The following is a 17,514-nucleotide window of genomic DNA, read 5'->3' as shown; positions in this document are numbered from 1 at the left end:
ATTATTTTTTTAAATCTTTTATGAACGTTATGGCGCTTTTACCTGGGTTGTCGGTTTTCATAAAATTTTCACCAATAAGAAAACCTTGATAGCCATATTCCTTCAACTCTTTAATAGCTTCAATAGAGCTGATTCCGCTTTCGGACACTTTTACAAAATCATCGGGAATTAAGTTTGAAAGTGATTTGCTAGTCTCTAAACTAACCTCAAAAGTCTTTAAATTTCTATTGTTAACACCTAACATATCTATACTGGGCATAATAGATTTGTGAAGCTCTTCTTCGTTATGAACCTCTAAGAGTACATCTAGACCCAAGCTTTTTGCCAATTCAGAGAATTTTTTAATTTCTTCCCTAGTCAGCACTGCAGCTATTAAAAGTATAACATCGGCACCATAAGCTTTTGCTTCTATAATTTGGTATTCACTGATTATAAATTCTTTGCGGAGTAAAGGGATTTGTGCGGAAGCCCTGGCAATTATTAAATCTTCTAAAGAACCACCAAAATATTTAATATCGGTCAATACGCTCATACCGCAAACGCCTGCTTTTTCATATCCCATTGCTACCTGCCCAACATTGGCATTCTGATTAATGGTTTTTTTAGACGGAGATCTGCGTTTAAATTCAGAGATTATTCCCGTGTCACTATTTCTAAGCGCTTGAGCCAAAGAAAAAGTGTCTCTTTTAAAAATTACCGAATGTGTGTATTGAGCGGCTGGAAAAATCAAACTTTTTAATTCAATTTCCTTTCGTTTATCCGCTACAATCTTATCTAGAATATTCATAACATATATGTTTATTATAGTCTCGATAATTCGAGACACGGCATTCGATTTAATTTTTACTCAGTTCCTGTATTTTTTTTAAAGCTACCAACCCGTTACCACTTAATAGCGATTCCTTAGCTTTTTCAAAACCCTCAATAGGAGTTAGGTTTTCTACCGTAGCAATGGCGATACCTGCATTGGCACATACCACATTGTTTTGCGGCTCAGTACCTTTGCCTTGTAAAACGTTCATGAAAATTTGCGCGGATGATTCTATACCATCACCACCAACAATATCCGATTGTTTAATTTCTGCCACACCAAAATCAGATGGTTTTAGCATCGCCTCGGTAGTATTTGAAATGGTCTTGGTGCTACCTGTCAATGATATTTCGTCATAACCGTCTAAAGCATGTAGCACAGTAAAATTCTTATCGGTTTTCTGATAAAGATAGCCATACATACGAGCTAGCTCAAGGTTAAAAACACCCACCATTTGGTTCTTTGGAAATGCAGGGTTTACCATTGGGCCTAACATATTAAAGAACGTTTTTACTGCTAAATCTTTACGAATAGGAGCCACATTTTTCATAGCAGGATGAAATAGGGGAGCGTGTAATACACAAATACCTGCCTCATCAATACATTTTTCAAGAAAGCCGGCATCGTTGCTGAATTTTATTCCTAAAAATTCCATCACATTACTACTACCACATTTAGAGGAAACCCCATAATTACCATGTTTAGTGACTTTTACACCTGCACCAGCGGTAACAAAAGAAGCCAGTGTAGAAATATTAAAAGTGTCTTTACCATCACCTCCAGTACCACAAAGGTCAATAGGATTGTAAGCAGATAAATCTACCGCCAAACATAAATCTAACAAAGCATCTCTAAAACCCTCTAATTCTTCAATGGTAATGCTTCGCATCATATAGACGGTCAAGAAAGCCGCGATCTGACTTGTGTTGTAATCACCCTTTGCGATATTCACCAAAATGCGTTTGGCATCTTCTTTAGAAAGTATCTCGTGATTTATAAGCTTGTTTAATGTTTCTTTCATTTTTGTAATACTATATAGTTGGTTCTTAAGGCTGGTTTAAGCGTTCAACCAATTTTCTAACATTTTTTTTCCTTCCGGGGTAAGCACCGATTCGGGGTGAAATTGCACGGCATGTACATCATATTCCTTATGGCGTAAAGACATTATTTGTCCGTTTTCATCTACAGATGTTGCTTCTAAAACTTCCGGTAAATCAGGATTTACAACCCAAGAATGGTATCTGCCAACTTCAATTTCATTTGGAAGTCCTTCAAAAATAATATCATCCTTTGTGATTTTTATTTTAGTTGCAATACCGTGATACACTTCATCCAAATTTATTAAGGAACCACCAAATACTTCAGCGATTGCCTGTTGCCCCAAACAAACTCCAAAAATACTTTTGGTAGGTGCATATTTTTTGATGATTTGTTTTAATAATCCAGCTTCATCAGGAATACCTGGACCTGGAGAAAGTACAATTTTATCAAATGCATCAACCTCTTCTAGGGTAAGCTGGTCATTACGTTTTACAATAACTTCACAACCTAATTCCTCTAAATAATGCACTAGGTTATAAGTGAAACTATCGTAATTATCTATAACTAATGTTTTCTTCATTTTATATGTCTTCAGCTATTTCTAATGCCTTGGTCAAAGCGCCTAGTTTGTTATATGTTTCTTGTAGTTCGCTTTCTGGGTTTGATGCAGCGACCAATCCGGCACCAGCTTGGTAATGTAGTTTATGATTTTTACTTAAAAATGTTCTGATCATAATGGCGTGATTAAAATTTCCTGAGAAATCCATGAAACCTATAGCTCCACCATAATACCCACGACTGGTTTTTTCATATTTTTCAATAAGTTGCATGGCCATGTGTTTTGGAGCGCCACTTAATGTACCGGCAGGGAAAGTGTCAGCTACCACTTTCATGGTAGGAATATCACTTTTCTTCATTCCTGTAACCTTAGAAACTAAGTGTATAACATGGGAGAAAAATTGCACCTCTCTATAGTTTTCTACCTGTACAACACTACCGTTTCTACTAAGGTCGTTACGGGCAAGATCTACTAACATCACGTGCTCACTGTTTTCCTTATTGTCCGTTTTCAATTCTTTCGCAAGTTGAGCATCTTGTTCATCGTTACCGGTTCTTTTAAAAGTACCCGCAATAGGGTGTATTTCAGCTTTACCTTCGCTAACGATCAGTTGCGCTTCTGGAGAGCTTCCAAATATTTTGAAATCACCATAATCAAAATAGAATAGATATGGAGATGGATTTACAGAACGTAAAGCTCTATATACATTAAACTCATCACCTTTAAAACCTTGGGAAAAACGTCTGCTTAACACCAACTGAAAAACATCGCCACGTTGACAGTGTTTTTTAGCTAATTCAACATGTTTTCTGTAATCTTCATCTTCTAAATTAGATTCTCTTTCTCCTTCGATCTTAAAGTTGTAGGTGGCAAAATTTCTAATGTTTAGAAGTTGTTCCAGTTCAGGGATATTGTTCTCGGTATTGTAACAATGAGCAAAAAGATATGCTTCATTCTTATAATGATTTATAGCTATGATATTTTGATACACGGCATAGTAAATATCTGGAATATGAACAGAGTCATCTTTAACCGATATATCTACATCTTCAAAATACCGAACGGCGTCGTAAGCCATATAGCCAAACAAGCCGTTATTAATGAATTTATAGTCATTGTCATCAGCTTTAAAAGTTTTGCTGAAAGAATCGATACAGTTGACCACATCAATTTCTGGTGTTATTTCAATATCTTCTATAACACCATCTGGAAATTGTTTGGTAATAACTTCATTTTCCACTTTAATAGATGCAATTGGGTTGCAACAGATATAAGAAAAACTGTTGTTGTTTGCATGATAGTCGCTACTTTCCAAAAGAATGCTATTTGGAAAACGGTCTCTAATTTTTAAGTAGACACTTACCGGGGTAACGGTATCGGCAAGTATTTTTTTATGATATGTTTTAAATTGATAGGCCATACATAGGTACTTTTATAAAATAAAGAAGGCTTGTCGTGATGACAAGCCTTTATATAGTTTTACTACAATGATGCTGTGCTCACGATGTTTTTCGTAAGTTGTTCCACCACCAAGTATTTGCGATTAAATTTTTCATTGAGCACCAAATATAAAAAGGAAATTTAAACTTTCAAACTTTACCTTGGCAAAAATAAAAATCCCTTTGAATATATCTCAAAGGGATTTTAAATTGTTGTAATTCCACAGGGTCAATGGAATTTAATGGGTGTTATAGTGCTAGATCAACTACTAAATCGAAATCATCATAGATAGCTTTATCACCTAAATTGTCAAAGAAGCTTCCTGAACCATACTTAATATCAAATTTTGTTCTGTCAATCTTTACAGTAGCAGTAGCTTTGTTTTCGAACATAGAAACAACTAGAGTTACAGGTTTAGTTATGCCTTTAATGGTAAGGTCTCCGGTTACAGTGTATGAATTATCGTTCATAGGTTTAACGGAAGTAAAAACCAATTTTGATGTTGGGTTGTTTTCAACACCAAAGAAATCTGCGGATTTTAAATGTCCTTCTAATTTTTCTTTTCCCTTACCAGCTTCAAGGTCGTTTACGGTAATTGAAGTCATATCAACCACAAATTCCCCTCCTGTCAATTTTTTGCCGTTCATTTCTAAATGGCCAGATTTTAGGTTTATGCTACCGTTGTGCGCACCGGTAACTTTGTAGCCCTTCCAGGTAACTGTACTTTCACTAACTTTTACTTCTTTCTTTTCTCCGTCAATTGGGGTAGTAGCAGTTGCGCTAAAGCCAAAAACAGCTACGAATACTAAACTTAATAATGATTTTTTCATGTTTCTAATTTTAAAATGATTGTGTTTAATTTATATATGTGTAATAATTTGTTCTTCTGGGTATCTTACTTTTGGATAATGCTGTGTTGCATCTTCAGATGATCGGTATCCAACGGCCAGCACTACCGCGGCGTTTAAACCTTTGTTTGTTAGGCCTAATATCTCATTGTATTGCTCTTTGTCAAAACCTTCCATAGGGCAGGTATCAATTTCCATTTCAGCGGCAATCGTCATAAGGTTACCTAAAACAATATAGGCTTGATTAGAAGTCCATGCGCCTTTGTAAGCATCTGGAAGGTCTAAAAGAGTTGATTTCATTGTTTTGGAAAACCCTTCAAGATCCTCTTTACTTAGACCGCGAACTTTCATAATATTAGCTATGTATTCATCTATCATACTATCATCAAAGGTAGGCTTGTTGGCTAAAACAATAATACAAGATGCGTCTGTTATTTGCGGTTGGTCATAAGAAGCTTTTCTTAATTCTTTTCTTACTTCCTCATTTTTGATTACATAAATCTCATAAGGTTGCAAACCGTAAGAAGAAGCTGTTAGTCTTCCAGCTTCTAACAATGTATTCAAATCTTCGTTGCTCACTTGTTTAGAGCTGTCGAAATTTTTGGTGGCATAACGCCAGTTTAACTTATTTAAAATAGTACTCATAGTTGTGCTTAAAATTTATCTAATAATTCGTTGAATTGGTGTAATTCTTCTTTGGTAAAGTTTTTAAGCATATTTTCTTCTGCTTCAAAAAGTATTCCATCAATTTCATTTAAAATATTTAATCCGTTTTCGGTAATTACAATTTCTACTTTTCTTCTATTTTTTTCGCATACCGTTCTGTTTACAAACCCTTTTAAAATTAGCTTGTCTACCAAACGGGTAGTATTACTCATTTTGGTAACCATACGTTCGTTAATAGTAGAAAGATTTGCAGGTTTTCCATTTTGCCCTCTTAAGATTCGCAGCACATTAAACTGTTGTACCGATATGTCATAAGGTTTTAAAACCGTAGAAACACCTTCGTTAATTTTATTTGCTACAAGAGCAACATGAATTAATGTCCGTTTGGCCAACGGCATTTTTTTATTCGTCTTTATAATTTCCTCTACATTCATGTATGTACAATAATTGTATATACAAATGTATAATTATATTTGGAATTGGATTTAATTGTTATGATTAATTTTTTGTTAAAAACATGAAGACGGTCTCAATAAATAAAAATCGATTATTTTTACAGCATATAATTTACACTATGGCAGATTTATCACAACAAGAATGGGAAGAGCAGTTAGAGAAAGATTCTAATGCAGTAATTCTCGATGTACGAACAGAAGAAGAAGTAGAAGAAGGTATAATTCCTAATTCAATCAATATCGATATTTATAAAGGACAAGAGTTTGTTGAAGAATTGGAGAAGCTTGACAAAACAAAAAACTATTATGTGTACTGTAGGTCTGGAGCAAGAAGCGGTCAGGCATGTGCGATCATGAAAAACTTAGGCTTTGATAAAGCTTTTAATCTTCAAGGAGGATTTATGAATTGGGAAGGTGAAACCGCTTAACTTCAATTCTTTTCAGAAAATATGCCCGCTTTACAGCGGGTTTTTTATTTTTATAAAATGAAGGAAGACTTACTTCATTTTATTTGGAAGTACAAAAAATATCCAGTGAATGGGCTCAAGACAACATCAGACGAAGATGTTTATGTCAAGTCTGCCGGTACTCATAATGATTTAAGTGGACCTGATTTTTTCAATGCACAAATAGAATTGAACGGGCAGCTATGGGCTGGTAATGTAGAAATTCATCTAAAATCATCAGATTGGTATGCGCATAATCACCAAGAAGATCGTAATTATGACAATGTAATTTTGCATGTTGTATGGGAAGATGATATTTCTGTATATAGAAAAGACGGAAGTCAAATACCAACGGTATCCCTTAAAGATATTATTTCTGAATCATTATTACAGAACTATCAGAAATTGTTCAGTACTAAAAATTATAAGTTTATCAATTGTGAAAATGATTTTGATAAAGTAGACGAGTTTATTAAAGAGAATTGGTTAGATAGACTATTTGTAGAACGTTTAGAGCAAAAATCAATATTCATTACCGAGCTGCTTGTTTATACCAATAATAATTGGGAGCAAGTTTTATTTTTAATGCTTTTAAAATCATTTGGTTCTAAAATTAATAGAGATGTATTTGTGGAGATCGGTAAATCAATAGATTTTTCTATTATAAGAAAATTGCATAAAAAGCCGCTTCAGATGGAAAGTTTGTTCTTTGGGCAGGCAAAATTGTTAGATAACGCTACAACCGACGATAAGTATTTAGAAGTTTTACAAAAGGAATATAACTACCTAGCGCATAAGTTTAATTTGACACCGGTTTTTAAGTCTCCCGAGTTTTTTAGGTTAAGACCCATGAATTTTCCGACCATAAGATTAGCGCAATTGAGCGCTATTTATGCAGAAAATAATAATTTATTTCATTTGTTGATTGAAAAGGAGGAGTCGGACTTCTTCGATATTCTAAAAATTGGTACCTCACCATATTGGGACACACATTATAATTTTGGCAAGATTTCAAAACAGAGCAAAAAGAGAATATCAAGCTCATTTTTAAATTTACTGTTTATAAACACTATTATACCATTAAAGTTTGCATACCGCCAATATAAAGGTGCAACGGACAATGAAGGTCTGTTTCAAATGATGGCGAAAATTAAAAAAGAAGAAAACAGTATAATAGCTAATTTTGATAAATTGCAGGCATCGATAATAAGTGCTAAAGATTCTCAAACATACTTACAGTTGTATAATAACTATTGTAAGAAAGATAAATGCTTGGATTGTGCTATTGGGGCATCTTTAATGAATGTAAAAGCCTAATTTTATACTCAATGAATGTATTCTATGAAATATTGCTTTATTTTCAAAAAAGGGGATTCGAAGTCTGTGGTAGAATCGCTGAACGACTAGGTATTAGGGCTAGGGTTGTTAGAACATCTTTTATTTACCTCACTTTTGTAACAGTTGGCTTTGGTTTTGCCCTTTACCTTTTTCTGGCGTTCTGGTTGAAAATAAAAGATTTAGTGTACACCAAACGAAATTCCGTTTTTGATTTATAATGTATGATACAATTATTTAAGTCTAAAATATATCTAGCATTGGCCTTAATGCTACTGGTTTTGACTTTTGGTGTATTGGGGTATCGCTTTGTGGCAGACTATTCTTGGGTAGATGCATTTTACATGACCATAATTACCGTTACTACCGTAGGGTTTTCTGAGGTAAGGCCTATGGGGCCAGAGGGTAAGATTTTCACCATTATACTTATAGTTACGAGTGTATTTATTGTAGGTTTTGCTATTTCGATAGTAACCGAATACCTACTTTCTAGAAATTCAGTAGAACTGCTTAAAAAAAGAAAAATGAAAAGTGCCATCGAAAATTTAAATGAACACGTTATTGTCTGTGGTTTTGGTCGTAACGGTATGCAGGCGGCCGAAAAATTAAAAGCTTATAGAAGACCTTTTGTGGTAATTGAAAAGGACAAAGAAATTATAGAAAGGTTTGAAGATGACATATTGTTTATTGAAGGTGATGCAAATGATGACGATGTGCTCTTACAAGCCGGTATAGAGCGGGCAAAATATTTAATTGCCACGTTACCAGATGATGCGGCTAACCTTTTTGTGGTATTGTCGGCTAGACAGATGAAAAGAAATCTCTTTATAATTAGTAGGGCTTCTCTCGTAAATTCTCAAAAGAAATTGTTTCTGGCTGGTGCCAATAAGGTAATTATGCCAGATAAAATTGGAGGGGACCATATGGCGTCTTTGGTGGTAATGCCAGATTTGATAACGTTTATGGACAAGCTTTCTACCGAAGGTGAGAACACCACAAATCTTGAGGAGGTAGCTATTGAAGATTTTTCAGATCAAATTGAATGTAACTCTTTGCGAGATCTTGATTTACGAAGAAAAACGGGGTGCACTATAATAGGATATATTTCGCCAGATGGTAAGTATATCATCAATCCGGAAGCTGATATGGAACTACAGCCGAAAAGTAAGGTCATAGTACTGGGTAGACCAGAACAGATAAAGAAATTAAATGAGATGTTCCATATAGAATAATGATCTTTATACCATATATATTTGATTGCATCCATTATTTTTAAGATATTGCTAGACTAACTGACTAATTCAAAAAATTTTAAAACTTATGAAGTATAGACTTCTAACTCTATTAACGATGTTAATTCCATTTCTTACAATTGCACAAGAAAAGGGCTTGGATGAAAAAGTAAATGATGCCTTCATGCCTTTTGCAACATGGTGGGAAGCAACGGTTTTAACTTCTATTCCAATAGCAGGTTACAACATTCCAATTGTACTTATTTTATTAATTGTAGGAGCTACCTTTTTTACGATCTATTTCAAATTTCCCGGTATTAGTAAATTTCCTTTAGCTATCAATGTAGTAAGAGGTAAATATGAAGAAATTGAAAAGTACGGACTTGAGAAAGTTCAATTACATATGACAGAGGATGGCGATATTCCTGATACCATTAGAGATGAAAGTGAAGAAGGTGAGGTAAGTCACTTTCAGGCTTTGGCAACTGCCGTTTCTGGTACGGTAGGGTTAGGTAATATTGCCGGTGTGGCAGTGGCAATAGCCTTAGGTGGTCCTGGAGCTACATTTTGGATGATAAGTTGTGGTTTGATTGGAATGTCTACAAAATTTGTAGAATGTACTTTAGGGGTTAAATACAGAGATGTAGGTCCTGATGGTACCGTTTATGGCGGTCCTATGTACTATTTATCAAGAGGACTAAGTGAAAGCAACTTTAAGATATTAGGTAAAATATTGGCAGGGCTCTTTGCAATATTATGCGTAGGCGCCTCCTTTGGTGGTGGTAACGCGTTTCAATCTAACCAAGCTGCGGTACAATTAACTTCAATGTTTAATTTGGAGGGTGGTGCAACTGGGGTTGTCATAGGTTTAATTCTTGCAATTTTAGTGGGTATCGTTATCATAGGTGGTATTAAAAAGATTGCCAGTGTAACGGAAAAGATAGTTCCTTTTATGGCAGGTATTTATGTTCTGGCATCTTTGGTGATCATTTTTGCTAATATTAAATATATAGGCGATGCATTCGGGATGATTTTTGCCGGTGCCTTTTCTCCAGATGCTGCTATTGGTGGTATCGTTGGTGTTATAATCGTTGGTTTCCAAAGAGCGGCATTCTCTAATGAAGCAGGTGCTGGTTCTGCAGCCATTGCACACTCTGCAGTGAAAACAAGATACCCTGCAAGTGAAGGTATAGTGGCATTATTAGAGCCGTTTATCGATACTGTGGTAATTTGTACAATGACAGCTTTGGTAATTATATTTTTTAATATGGACGCTGGTGCTTTTGATTATGGTAATGGTATAGGTAGTACGGTTATGTTAAATGAATCTGGTGCATATGTCGGTGGAGTTGATTTGACTTCGATGGCGTATGATTCTGTTATTCCAGGCTTTAGGTATGTACTTACAATCGCAATTATTCTATTTGCATTTTCAACAATGATTTCTTGGTCTTATTACGGACTTCAATCATGGAAATATTTATTCGGAAGAGGTAAAACGGCCGATATCGTTTATAAAGTACTTTTCTTAATGTTTGTTGTTATTGGTGCGGCAGCTACCTTAGATGCAGTTATTAAATTTTCGGATGCTATGATTTTAGCATTGGTATTTCCTAATATGATAGGTTTACTTATTCTTTTCCCGAAAGTGAAGAAAAGTTTTGATAGGTATTTAACGGCCATTAAGAAGGTGTACTAATATTTATTAGATTTTGAAAAATCTTAAATCCCACTTCAAGTTCAATAAACAAGAACGAAGTGGGATTTTCTTTTTATTATTTATACTAATTTTTATTCAAATAGGGTACTATGTGTACCGATCGTATGAGGTAAATGATGCTGATGCTCTGATATTTGAAAATACAATACAAACACAAATTGATTCTTTAAAAGTTATAGCATCACAGAGTGATGTAAAGCACGAATATCCTTTCAATCCTAATTATATAACAGATTTTAAAGGGTATACACTAGGGATGTCTGTTGAGGAAATAGATAGGTTGCATAAATACAGGGAAGGAAATAAATTTGTTAACTCAGCAAAAGAATTTCAAGAAGTGACCAATGTTTCAGATTCTTTACTGAATAAAATAGCTCGAAATTTTAAATTTCCTGAATGGGCAAAAAAATCAAAAGTTAAAGCCTCTTATCAAACTAATTCAACGAAACCAAATGAGCATGTCAATAAAGTAATCTATAAAGATTTAAATAAGGCTACGGCTCAACAGTTGCGAAAAATTAATGGAATAGGTGAGAAGCTGTCAGCAAGAATCATAAAATTTAGAGATAGATTAGGCGGTTTTTTAATTGACGAACAGTTGTTTGATGTGTATGGTCTTGAAAAAGAAGTGGTAAATAGAACTTTAAAAGAATTTAAAGTGATCAGTAAACCGCAAATTGTAAAAATTAACGTAAATAATGCAACGGCTTCAGAATTATCAAAATTGATATATCTTCAAAAACACGTGTCTGAAAGCATTGTAAATTATCGTAATCTCAACGGAAGTATCAATTCTTTGAACGAATTGTCAAAAATAGAAGATTTTCCTATAGAGCGTATTGATAGAATTGCTTTATATTTGTCATTATAAAAATAACGCTATGCAAAGTATGTACTTCACTGAAGAACATCAACTATTTAGGGCCAGCCTTAAAGATTTTTTACAAAAAGAAGTAGTTCCCCATATTGATAAATGGGAAGAAACAGGAACCATTGAAAGGTTTATTTGGAAGAAGTTTGGTGATATGGGCTATTTTGGTCTGGCAACTCCTGAAGAAGATGGTGGTTTGGGTCTTGATCTTTTTTATACCATTATCTTGTTAGAGGAGCTTCAAAAAATTAATTCTGGTGGATTTGCAGCTGCAATTTGGGCTCATGCATATTTGGCTATGACCCATTTAAACAAAGAGGCAGATGCTTATTTAAAGGAAAAGTATTTGCGTCCAAGCGTAGATGGAGATAAAATAGGTTGTCTATGTATCTCAGAACCTTTTGGAGGTAGTGATGTTGCGGCAATGAGAACAACTGCGATCAAGAATGGTGATCATTATATTTTAAATGGTTCCAAAACTTTTATTACCAATGGGGTTTATGCCGATTATATGATCGTAGCGGCAAAAACCAATCCGGAATTAGGGAATAAAGGAATTAGCATTTTTGCAGTTGATAGAAAAAGTGAAGGGGTTACCGCCAATAAATTGAATAAATTGGGGTGGCGAGCATCTGACACCGCAGAACTTGCTTTTGATAATGTGAAAATTCCTGCAGTGAATCTTATGGGTGAAGAAAACATGGGTTTTTCCTATATAATGGAACATTTTTCTTTGGAACGATTGATAATGGGTGTAAATGCTCATGCTCGCTCAGAACATGTTTTAGAATATGCATTAAACTACATGTCTGAAAGAGAGGCCTTTGGTAAATCAATAAATCAATTTCAGGCTTTAAGACATAGAGTAGTTGATCTTCATGCGGATATTGATATGTGTAAAGAATATAATTATTCTGTAGCATATCGATTGGATAAAGGTCAATATGTGGTTAAAGAGGCAACGATCTCTAAATTAAAGTCTACTAAAGTTGCAGATGAGGTGGCTTATGAGTGTTTACAGTTTTTAGGTGGCTATGGTTATATAGAAGACTATCCGATGGCACGTAATTTTAGAGACAGTAGATTAGGGCCAATAGGTGGTGGAACATCGGAAATATTAAGAGAAATTATTTCTAAAATTATTATAGATAAAAAAGAATATAAGCCGGCTACGGTTTAGTCGGTTGAATTAAAAAATTTAAAAAGTAGATTAAAGGTTGCCCATTTGAATATAGTTAGTATATTTGCAGCCTTAATCATAAAGAAAGGAGGTTGTAGCCCATGTTAATAATACCAGTAAAAGAAGGAGAAAACATCGATAGAGCTTTAAAGCGTTTCAAGCGTAAGTTTGATAAGACAGGTACAATGAGACAGTTGCGTAAACGTCAACAGTTCACAAAACCTTCAGTTGAGCGTAGAGCACAAATACAAAAAGCAGAATATATTCAAGGTCTAAGAGATCAAGAAGAAGTTTAGACTTTGTACTAGAAAATAAAAATCCCGCAATTTGCGGGATTTTTTTTGCGTTAAAATCAAGTAATTTAAAACTTTGATACCTTTAGTATATGTTTTTGTCGGAATTTATATCATATCTCACTCTAGAAAAAAATTACTCTGCACATACCGTGAAGGCGTACCAAAAAGATATTTTAGAGTTTGTGGAATTTTGTAAATCAGTGTATGATGTTGATGATATTGACTCTGTGGAATACGCATTGGTTCGTAATTGGATAGTAGTGTTAGCAGAAAAACAGATAAACAATAGAACTATAAATAGAAAAATTTCATCTCTAAAGGCATATTATAAATTTCTTCAAAAGATAGGTGTCTCAGAAGTCAGTCCTTTAAGTAAACATAAAGCATTAAAAACTTCCAAGAAGATAGAAATACCTTTTTCAGAGTATGAGATGGAAAGAGTATTGTCTGAAATTGAGTATACGGCCGATTTTGAAGGTGTAAGGGATGAATTGCTTATACATGTACTTTATGTAACGGGAATGAGAAGGGCGGAAATTATATCGCTTAAAGTGGCAGATGTTGATTTTGCTAACATGACAATAAAGGTTTTTGGTAAAAGAAGCAAAGAGCGTTTTGTTCCCATGTTGTTAGAGACTAAAGAAAAATTTAAAGTTTATTTAGAAAACAGGAGCGCATTAGCTAATATTAAAGATGATGCATTTATGTTTTTGACCATTTCAGGTAATAAATTGTATGAAACACTTGTTTATAGGTTAATAAAAAAGTACTTTAGAGAGGTTTCCTTTAAGGTGAAAACGAGTCCGCATATTCTTAGGCATACCTTTGCAACGCATCTTTTGAATAAAGGTGCCGACTTAAATGCGGTAAAAGAATTGCTGGGTCATTCCAGTTTGGCGTCTACACAGGTTTACACGCATAATAGTATTGCAGAGTTAAAAAAAGTGCATGCAAATGCTCATCCAAGGGGAGATAAGAAATAAATGTTTAATCTGGCTAAATTCTTAAAGCCTATAAATTTCCTGACTATGAAAGTAAATACGCAATCGGTAAATTTCAATGCAGACAGAAAATTGATTAATTTTCTTCAAAACAGACTTGATAAGGTGGAAACCTTTTATTCTAAGGTAATTAGCTCTGATGTATATATGAAAGTCGAAAATACAAGTGCAAAAGAGAATAAGATAGTGGAGATAAAAATTTCGGTTCCAAAAGATAAATTCGTGGTAAAAAAACAATGTAGGTCATTTGAAGAAGCTGTGGATTCTGCCTGTAGTTCCCTGGAACGTAGGCTAATAAAACAAAAGCAGAAATTAAGATTACAAGCTTGATAAAAATTTTTCAAAATTTGTTTTGAATAAACAAAAAATACTATACATTTGCAGTCCGTTAGAAATAGCGGGCTTTTTTATGGCGATTAAAACCGTAAAATAAGCCGATGTAGCTCAGCTGGCTAGAGCAGCTGATTTGTAATCAGCAGGTCGTGGGTTCGAGTCCCTCCATCGGCTCTGAAGTTCTTTAAAATAATAGTTTGAGGGGAGATACTCAAGCGGCCAACGAGGGCAGACTGTAAATCTGCTGACTACGTCTTCGCAGGTTCGAATCCTGCTCTCCCCACAAATTTTTTTTAAAGGGTTTTATTGAAATATTGTAATATTATAAGCGGGAGTAGCTCAGTTGGTAGAGCGTCAGCCTTCCAAGCTGAATGTCGCCGGTTCGAACCCGGTCTCCCGCTCTATAAATTTGACAGAAATGTCATTCCTGCGAAGGCAGGAATCTGCTATTTGGTAGATTCAACACTTTACGCCGGTGTAGCTCAGGGGTAGAGCGTTTCCTTGGTAAGGAAGAGGTCACGAGTTCAAATCTCGTCATTGGCTCAATTAAGGTATAAATTTGTACACTAATATAAACTAAGATTAAAATACATTAAACATGGCAAAGGAAACTTTCGATCGTTCCAAACCGCACTTAAATATAGGTACTATTGGACACGTGGATCACGGTAAAACTACATTGACTGCTGCTATTACTACTGTTTTGGCAAATGCAGGTCTTTCTGAATTGAGAAGTTTCGATTCTATCGATAACGCTCCTGAGGAAAAAGAAAGAGGTATTACAATTAACACATCACACGTAGAGTACTCTACAGCTAACCGTCACTACGCGCACGTTGACTGTCCTGGTCACGCGGATTACGTAAAGAACATGGTTACTGGTGCTGCTCAGATGGATGGTGCTATTTTAGTTGTTGCTGCTACTGATGGTCCTATGCCACAAACACGTGAGCATATCCTATTAGGTCGCCAGGTTGGTATTCCAAGAATTGTTGTATTCATGAATAAAGTGGATATGGTTGATGATGAGGAATTGATCGAGCTTGTTGAGATGGAAGTTAGAGAATTACTTTCTTTCTATGAGTATGATGGTGATAATGGGCCTGTGATCGCTGGATCTGCATTAGGTGCATTGAACGGTGAGCAAAAATGGGTTGACACGGTTATGGAATTAATGGCTGCTGTTGATGATTGGATCGAGCTTCCTAAGAGAGATGTTGATAAGGATTTCTTAATGCCTGTTGAAGATGTATTTACAATTACAGGACGTGGTACTGTTGCAACTGGTCGTATTGAGACTGGTATCGCTAACACTGGTGATGCAGTTGAAATCATCGGTATGGGTGCTGAGAAATTAAACTCTACTATTACTGGGGTTGAAATGTTCCGTAAGATTTTGGATAGAGGTGAAGCTGGTGATAACGTAGGTATCTTATTAAGAGGTATTGAAAAATCTCAAATTAGCCGTGGAATGGTAATCTGTAAGCCAGGTTCTGTTAAGCCACATGCTAAATTCGAAGCTGAGGTTTATGTATTGAAAAAAGAAGAAGGTGGTCGTCATACACCATTCCATAATAACTATCGTCCACAGTTCTACGTAAGAACAACGGATGTAACAGGTAACATTGCACTTCCTTCAGGAGTTGAAATGGTTATGCCTGGTGATAACCTTACAATTACAGTTGAATTGATTCAGCCAATCGCATTGAGCGTAGGTCTTCGTTTCGCTATCCGTGAAGGTGGTAGAACAGTAGGTGCTGGTCAGGTTACTAAGATTATAGATTAATTTTAATCTAATAAGAGTATTGTGTATAAGGGTGTCCTGCTCAAGCGGGACACCTTTACATGCAAAATATAGAATAGGTGATTTAATTCATCGTTCATACGGGTGTAGCTCAGTTGGTAGAGCACTGGTCTCCAAAACCAGGTGTCGGGAGTTCGAGTCTCTCCTCCCGTGCCACAATAGAATTTGGGTGTATAATCCTATTTGTTGAAATTGTAAAACAGTATTTGAATGTTCACATATATAAAAGAATCCGTTGAAGAGTTAAGGAATAATGTTACTCTTCCTTCACGTGCAGAATCATCTAATCTTATGGTGATTGTAGCTGTGTTTTCTATCCTTTTCGCTTTGGCTACATGGGGTGTAGATACGGTTTTTAGTAAAGTGATCAAGTCTTATTTCAACTACGTTTTAAACTAATAGGACTATGTCAGAGGTGTTAGAGAAAAAGTGGTACGTTGTACGCGCTGTAAGTGGTCAAGAGAATAAAATCAAAGGATACATTGAAAGTGAAGTAGAGCGTCATGGTTTTTCAGACTATTTAGAGGATGTTCTTGTTCCTACTGAAAAAGTAGTTCAGATAAGAAACGGAAAGAAAATCAACAAAGAGAGGGTTTATTTTCCGGGGTACATCATGATCAAAGCTAATTTAGGCGGAGAGATGGTTCATATTATAAGATCTATAACTAATGTTATTGGGTTTTTAGGTGAAACAAAAGGAGGAGATCCTGTTCCTTTGAGAAAGAATGAGGTCAACAGAATGTTAGGTAAGGTTGATGAGTTGGCTGTTAATACCGATAGTGTTGCTATTCCATTTGTTTTTGGTGAAACGGTTAAAGTAATTGATGGTCCTTTTAATGGCTTCAATGGAACCGTTGAGAAAATAAACGAAGAAAAGCGTAAGCTAGAGGTAATGGTTAAGATTTTTGGTAGAAAAACACCATTAGAACTTAGCTATATGCAAGTAGAAAAGATTTAAGTATTTAAATTAAGTGTTACATACATATAATTAAAGTAGTGTTGCTTCCGTAAACACACTTTCAATTTAATTTTAAACAATGGCAAAAGAAGTAGGTAAAGTAGTTAAACTACAAGTTAGGGGAGGTGCAGCGAATCCATCGCCACCGGTTGGACCCGCCTTAGGTGCTGCTGGTGTTAACATTATGGAGTTCTGTAAGCAGTTCAATGCTCGTACGCAGGATAAACCAGGTAAAGTATTACCAGTTGTTATCACCGTTTACAAAGATAAGTCGTTCGACTTTGTTGTAAAGACACCACCGGCGGCAATTCAGCTATTGGAAGCGGCTAAGATTAAAAAAGGATCTGGCGAACCTAACAGAGTAAAATTAGGTAGTGTTACCTGGGACCAAATCAAGGCGATCGCCGAAGATAAAATGGTTGACCTTAACGCATTTACAGTAGAATCTGCTATGAGTATGATAGCTGGTACTGCTCGTTCAATGGGTATGAAGGTTGCAGGAAAAAGACCTTTTTAAA

The 17,514-nt window shown here is 35.2% G+C and carries 21 protein-coding genes and 5 tRNA genes; 19 read left to right on the top strand and 7 right to left on the bottom strand.

The genetic code is table 11. The annotated features are described in order from the left end of the window. Nucleotide 1: 1 nt before the first annotated feature. From trpC to DCS95_RS06385, 7 genes are all read right to left on the bottom strand, one after another. Nucleotides 2–787 (bottom strand): indole-3-glycerol phosphate synthase TrpC, encoded by a 786-nt coding sequence (trpC, locus tag DCS95_RS06415; protein WP_116769935.1) that lies wholly within the window; start codon nucleotides 785–787, stop codon nucleotides 2–4. Nucleotides 788–836: 49 nt separating this feature from the next. Beyond that, nucleotides 837–1,832 carry an anthranilate phosphoribosyltransferase gene (trpD, locus tag DCS95_RS06410; protein WP_116769934.1) on the bottom strand — a complete coding sequence of 332 codons (996 nt, stop codon included), beginning with the start codon at nucleotides 1,830–1,832 and terminating at the stop codon, nucleotides 837–839. Nucleotides 1,833–1,868: 36 nt separating this feature from the next. Then, nucleotides 1,869–2,432: an anthranilate synthase component II gene (locus DCS95_RS06405; RefSeq protein WP_116769933.1), complete on the bottom strand. Its 564-nt coding sequence runs from the start codon at nucleotides 2,430–2,432 to the stop codon at nucleotides 1,869–1,871. 1 nt (nucleotide 2,433) lies between these two features. After that, entirely contained in the window at nucleotides 2,434–3,831 is a 1,398-nt protein-coding gene (locus tag DCS95_RS06400) for an anthranilate synthase component I family protein (protein ID WP_116769932.1), read from the bottom strand. A gap of 268 nt (nucleotides 3,832–4,099) precedes the next feature. Further along, on the bottom strand, nucleotides 4,100–4,681 hold the full coding sequence (locus tag DCS95_RS06395) for a YceI family protein (protein WP_201304100.1): 582 nt from the start codon (nucleotides 4,679–4,681) through the stop codon (nucleotides 4,100–4,102). A 30-nt stretch (nucleotides 4,682–4,711) separates the two neighbouring features. Then, nucleotides 4,712–5,344, bottom strand: a complete 633-nt coding sequence (locus DCS95_RS06390) for an NAD(P)H-dependent oxidoreductase (protein ID WP_116769930.1) — start codon at nucleotides 5,342–5,344, stop codon at nucleotides 4,712–4,714. A gap of 8 nt (nucleotides 5,345–5,352) precedes the next feature. Continuing rightward, on the bottom strand, nucleotides 5,353–5,799 hold the full coding sequence (locus DCS95_RS06385) for a MarR family winged helix-turn-helix transcriptional regulator (protein WP_116769929.1): 447 nt from the start codon (nucleotides 5,797–5,799) through the stop codon (nucleotides 5,353–5,355). Between the two features lie 140 nt (nucleotides 5,800–5,939). Here DCS95_RS06385 and DCS95_RS06380 point away from each other — a divergent pair, with 140 nt between their 5' ends. From DCS95_RS06380 to rplK, 19 genes are all read left to right on the top strand, one after another. Then, the gene (locus tag DCS95_RS06380; protein ID WP_116769928.1) at nucleotides 5,940–6,248 is read left to right on the top strand and encodes a rhodanese-like domain-containing protein; all 309 of its coding nucleotides are present in this window, start codon (nucleotides 5,940–5,942) and stop codon (nucleotides 6,246–6,248) included. Between the two features lie 57 nt (nucleotides 6,249–6,305). After that, nucleotides 6,306–7,583, top strand: coding sequence for a DUF2851 family protein (locus tag DCS95_RS06375; RefSeq protein ID WP_116769927.1), 1,278 nt, complete (start codon nucleotides 6,306–6,308; stop codon nucleotides 7,581–7,583). Nucleotides 7,584–7,594: 11 nt separating this feature from the next. Then, on the top strand, nucleotides 7,595–7,822 hold the full coding sequence (locus tag DCS95_RS06370) for a PspC domain-containing protein (RefSeq protein WP_116769926.1): 228 nt from the start codon (nucleotides 7,595–7,597) through the stop codon (nucleotides 7,820–7,822). Nucleotides 7,823–7,825: 3 nt separating this feature from the next. Next, the gene (locus DCS95_RS06365) at nucleotides 7,826–8,833 is read left to right on the top strand and encodes a potassium channel family protein (RefSeq protein ID WP_116769925.1); all 1,008 of its coding nucleotides are present in this window, start codon (nucleotides 7,826–7,828) and stop codon (nucleotides 8,831–8,833) included. A gap of 88 nt (nucleotides 8,834–8,921) precedes the next feature. After that, complete coding sequence (locus DCS95_RS06360) at nucleotides 8,922–10,532, top strand: alanine/glycine:cation symporter family protein (RefSeq protein ID WP_116769924.1); 1,611 nt, start codon at nucleotides 8,922–8,924, stop codon at nucleotides 10,530–10,532. A gap of 112 nt (nucleotides 10,533–10,644) precedes the next feature. Further along, nucleotides 10,645–11,424, top strand: a complete 780-nt coding sequence (locus DCS95_RS06355) for a ComEA family DNA-binding protein (RefSeq protein WP_244178398.1) — start codon at nucleotides 10,645–10,647, stop codon at nucleotides 11,422–11,424. Between the two features lie 10 nt (nucleotides 11,425–11,434). Continuing rightward, nucleotides 11,435–12,604, top strand: a complete 1,170-nt coding sequence (locus DCS95_RS06350) for an acyl-CoA dehydrogenase family protein (RefSeq protein WP_116769922.1) — start codon at nucleotides 11,435–11,437, stop codon at nucleotides 12,602–12,604. Between the two features lie 101 nt (nucleotides 12,605–12,705). Next, nucleotides 12,706–12,900 (top strand): 30S ribosomal protein S21, encoded by a 195-nt coding sequence (gene rpsU, locus DCS95_RS06345; protein ID WP_058105996.1) that lies wholly within the window; start codon nucleotides 12,706–12,708, stop codon nucleotides 12,898–12,900. An 89-nt stretch (nucleotides 12,901–12,989) separates the two neighbouring features. After that, complete coding sequence (locus DCS95_RS06340; protein WP_116769921.1) at nucleotides 12,990–13,883, top strand: tyrosine-type recombinase/integrase; 894 nt, start codon at nucleotides 12,990–12,992, stop codon at nucleotides 13,881–13,883. A 45-nt stretch (nucleotides 13,884–13,928) separates the two neighbouring features. Further along, the gene (gene hpf, locus DCS95_RS06335) at nucleotides 13,929–14,231 is read left to right on the top strand and encodes a ribosome hibernation-promoting factor, HPF/YfiA family (RefSeq protein ID WP_116769920.1); all 303 of its coding nucleotides are present in this window, start codon (nucleotides 13,929–13,931) and stop codon (nucleotides 14,229–14,231) included. A 103-nt stretch (nucleotides 14,232–14,334) separates the two neighbouring features. After that, nucleotides 14,335–14,408, top strand: a tRNA-Thr gene (locus DCS95_RS06330). A gap of 27 nt (nucleotides 14,409–14,435) precedes the next feature. Beyond that, nucleotides 14,436–14,517: transfer RNA gene (locus DCS95_RS06325), tRNA-Tyr, on the top strand. Between the two features lie 45 nt (nucleotides 14,518–14,562). After that, a tRNA-Gly gene (locus DCS95_RS06320) sits at nucleotides 14,563–14,635 on the top strand. A gap of 70 nt (nucleotides 14,636–14,705) precedes the next feature. Next, nucleotides 14,706–14,777 (top strand) — tRNA-Thr (locus DCS95_RS06315). Between the two features lie 55 nt (nucleotides 14,778–14,832). Beyond that, nucleotides 14,833–16,020, top strand: coding sequence for an elongation factor Tu (gene tuf, locus DCS95_RS06310; RefSeq protein WP_116769919.1), 1,188 nt, complete (start codon nucleotides 14,833–14,835; stop codon nucleotides 16,018–16,020). A 98-nt stretch (nucleotides 16,021–16,118) separates the two neighbouring features. Next, nucleotides 16,119–16,194, top strand: a tRNA-Trp gene (locus DCS95_RS06305). A gap of 54 nt (nucleotides 16,195–16,248) precedes the next feature. Then, nucleotides 16,249–16,437 (top strand): preprotein translocase subunit SecE, encoded by a 189-nt coding sequence (gene secE, locus DCS95_RS06300; protein ID WP_081819476.1) that lies wholly within the window; start codon nucleotides 16,249–16,251, stop codon nucleotides 16,435–16,437. A 7-nt stretch (nucleotides 16,438–16,444) separates the two neighbouring features. Continuing rightward, on the top strand, nucleotides 16,445–16,996 hold the full coding sequence (gene nusG, locus DCS95_RS06295; protein WP_058106001.1) for a transcription termination/antitermination protein NusG: 552 nt from the start codon (nucleotides 16,445–16,447) through the stop codon (nucleotides 16,994–16,996). 79 nt (nucleotides 16,997–17,075) lie between these two features. Next, nucleotides 17,076–17,513: a 50S ribosomal protein L11 gene (gene rplK, locus DCS95_RS06290; RefSeq protein ID WP_058106002.1), complete on the top strand. Its 438-nt coding sequence runs from the start codon at nucleotides 17,076–17,078 to the stop codon at nucleotides 17,511–17,513. The last annotated feature ends 1 nt before the right edge of the window (nucleotide 17,514 follow it).

Source organism: Maribacter litoralis (assembly GCF_003075045.1).
Classification (GTDB): domain Bacteria; phylum Bacteroidota; class Bacteroidia; order Flavobacteriales; family Flavobacteriaceae; genus Maribacter; species Maribacter litoralis.
The sequence above is the reverse complement of the archived record's forward strand: the minus strand, read 5'-3'. Positions and strand labels throughout refer to the sequence as shown.